This is a genomic window from Nonomuraea sp. JJY05 (genome assembly GCF_043496855.1).
Classification (GTDB): Bacteria; Actinomycetota; Actinomycetes; order Streptosporangiales; family Streptosporangiaceae; genus Nonomuraea.
The window spans coordinates 1-1,028 of sequence record NZ_JBIEIS010000135.1 but is presented as its reverse complement, the minus strand read 5'-3'; the positions used below and the strand labels follow the sequence as shown (position 1 = coordinate 1,028).

The window sequence follows — 1,028 nt, the reverse complement described above, 5'->3', positions numbered from 1 at the left end:
TAGGCCGTGTTTCATAAGGATCTTTGGGGCTTGCGGCGTGTCGATGATCGTGAAAAGTAGAGGTCTCCGGTAGTTGGTTCAACGACCAAGAAGAGCCAAGTACCGGAGACCTCGTGGCCAGCGTAGCGGTGACGAGGCGGCACGACCTCACTGACGCGCAGTGGGCGGCGCTGGAGCCGCATCTACCTGCCGCATCGGGCAAGGGGCGTCCGCCGAAGTGGAGCAGGCGGCAGTTGATCGACGGGATCCGGTGGCGGATCCGGACCGGAGCGCCGTGGCGGGACGTGCCGGCCTGCTACGGCCACTGGTTCACCGTGTACGGCTTGTTCCGGCGCTGGCAGCGGGAGGGGATCTGGGCCCACATCCTGGCGGCGTTGCAGGCGTGTGCGGACGCTGCCGGGAAGATCGGCTGGACGGTGAGCGTGGACTCCACCATCGCCCGGGCTCACCAGCACGCCGCCGGAGCACGCAGGCAGGGTCACCTGCAGAAGGAGCCGCCCGGTGGGGTGCACAGCGAGCCAGCCGATCATGCGCTGGGGCGCTCGCGCGGCGGGCTGACCACCAAGACCCATCTGGCTTGTGAGCAGGGCCGCAAGCTGCTGGCTGCGGTGGTGACCGCTGGGCAGCGGGGCGACAGCCCGCAGTTCATCCCGGTGCTGGGCAAGATCCGGGTGGCCCGCCTCGGTGGCGGCCGTCCCAGGACCCGCCCGGACCGGGTCCTGGCCGACAAGGCCTACACCAGCAAGGCCAACCGGACTCATCTGCGCCGGCGTGGGATCAAGGCGTGCATTCCGAGCAAGGCCGACCAGGACGCTCACCGGCGAGCCAAGGGATCGAAGGGAGGTCGCCCGCCCGCCTTCGATCCCGCGTTCTACCGGCTGCGTCACGCTGTGGAGTGCGGCATCAACCTGCTCAAAGGCAACCGCGGCATGGCGACCCGTTACGACAAGCTCGCCGTCCGCTACGAAGCCGTCGTCATCATCGCTGCGATCAATCAGTGGCTCAAGGCCTTATGAAACACGGCCTAG

At 67.8% G+C, this 1,028-nt stretch carries 1 protein-coding gene; it reads left to right on the top strand.

The genetic code is table 11. The features are described from left to right. Positions 1 to 128: 128 nt before the first annotated feature. Positions 129 to 1,016, top strand: coding sequence for an IS5 family transposase (locus ACFKCF_RS61635; protein ID WP_394506803.1), 888 nt, complete (start codon positions 129 to 131; stop codon positions 1,014 to 1,016). The last annotated feature ends 12 nt before the right edge of the window (positions 1,017 to 1,028 follow it).